Genomic DNA, 2,155 nt, shown 5'->3' on the forward strand with positions numbered 1-2,155 from the left:
CCACCTAACTTCTTTGCTCAAGCCGAATTTTGAGGTGGGAGTTTTACTGCCCGTTAACGCGGGAGAAATAATTTTCTTTATTTTACCCAATTCCAACACAAAAAAATAAAGTGGTGTTTCACCACTTTATTTTGCGTATTCCACTGCACGTGTTTCACGAATAACAGTTACTTTAATATGTCCTGGATAATCCAGTTCACTTTCAATACGTTTTCGAATATCACGAGCTAAACGATGAGCTTCTAAATCATCAATTGTATCTGGCTTTACCAGAATACGAACTTCACGTCCTGCTTGAATTGCGAAAGATTTTTCTACGCCTTCATAAGACTCTGAAATCTCTTCCAACTTTTCAAGACGACGAATGTAGTTCTCAAGCGTTTCACTACGAGCTCCTGGTCTTGCAGCTGATAATGCATCTGCTGCAGCAACTAGAACTGCAATGATAGAAGTTGGTTCTGTGTCACCATGGTGAGATGCAATACTGTTTATTACAACAGGATGCTCTTTATATTTCGTTGCGAGTTCAACACCAATTTCAACGTGGCTACCTTCTACTTCATGATCGATTGCTTTTCCGATATCATGTAATAGACCAGCACGTCTTGCTAGTTTTTCATCCTCACCAAGCTCCGCTGCCATAAGTCCAGTTAAGTATGCAACTTCCATAGAATGTTTTAAGACGTTTTGTCCGTAACTTGTACGGTATTTTAAACGACCTAAAATTTTAATTAAATCTGGATGTAAGCCATGAACACCCACTTCAAACGTTGTTTGCTCTCCGACTTCACGAATATACTCGTCCACTTCACGTCTTGATTTTTCGACCATCTCTTCAATACGCGCTGGGTGAATACGTCCGTCCTGTACTAGTTTATCAAGAGCGATACGAGCTGTTTCACGACGAATCGGGTCAAATCCAGATAGAATTACCGCTTCTGGTGTATCATCGATAATAAGGTCAATACCTGTTAACGTTTCTAACGTACGAATATTACGACCTTCACGTCCGATAATACGTCCCTTCATTTCGTCGTTTGGAAGATTTACAACCGAAACGGTTGTTTCAGCAACATGATCAGCTGCACATCTTTGCATTGCAAGAGATAAAATCTCTTTTGCCTTCTTATCGGCTTCTTCTTTCGCGCGAACTTCACTTTCTTTTACCATAACGGCAATTTCATGAGAAACTTCACTTTCCACTTTACCAAGAATAATTGCTTTCGCTTGTTCGCGGGTCAGATTGGAAATGCGCTCTAATTCTGTTTGTTGCTTTTGAACTAACTCTCCCACTTTGCTTTCCAACTCTTCAATCTGTTGTTGTTTCGCTACAAGAGATTCCTCTTTCTTTTCTAACTGTTGCTCGCGCTTATCGAGCGTTTCGTCTTTACGATCAAGGTTCTCTTCTTTTTGCATTAAACGATTTTCTTGTTTTTGTAATTCGCTTCTACGGTCACGAATTTCTAATTCAGCTTCTGTACGAAGTGTATGAATTTCATCCTTTGCTTCTAAAAGCGCTTCTTTCTTAAGTGCTTCAGCATCACGATTCGCTTCGTCTAGAATACGTTTCGCTTCATTAGCTGCACCATTAATCTTCGCTTCAGCAATAGACTTTCGAACAAAAAAGCCAACAACTGCACCGACTGCTGTTGCAAGCAAAATGGAGATGAGTATCCAAAATGTACTCGTCATGATTTCACCTCCCCTTGCTATGAATGAAAAAAGACTGTCGGCATGTACATTGAATTACAACGTACAGCAAAGACCGTCGTCCCGCTTTTTTAAGGGACTTTCTTCATTTCACAATTAAAATGTCATATTATTATTTCGGCAAGATTTAAGTCTTACTCCGAATATTACTTCTCTTCTTGAGAAGAGTGTATCGTATATAAGAAAAAATATACATTCTCATTGTATCTATCGCAATTTTCATTGTCAAGCGTTGTCTACTTTTACTTTCTTTACCTTCAGCCCTGAATCTTATATAGATTTAAAAAACAGACAGCATATTATCCTGGAAAACCTTAGTAAATCCCAATTCATTCACTTAAAACATATGAATATCCCTCTTTATACATAGCCTTTTGGATGGAATAAATATTTTATCTCCAACTATGTACAGCGCTTTCAAAGTGAATTAAAAAATAAAAGACAC

At 38.4% G+C, this 2,155-nt stretch carries 1 protein-coding gene; it reads right to left on the reverse strand.

Features of this window, described 5'->3' with window-relative positions:
* Positions 1 to 126: 126 nt before the first annotated feature.
* On the reverse strand, positions 127 to 1,692 hold the full coding sequence (gene rny, locus KI356_RS16625) for a ribonuclease Y (protein ID WP_212935930.1): 1,566 nt from the start codon (positions 1,690 to 1,692) through the stop codon (positions 127 to 129).
* Between the last annotated feature and the right edge of the window lie 463 nt (positions 1,693 to 2,155).

Source organism: Bacillus hominis, from assembly GCF_018332515.1.
GTDB classification, from domain to species: domain Bacteria; phylum Bacillota; class Bacilli; order Bacillales; family Bacillaceae_G; genus Bacillus_A; species Bacillus_A hominis.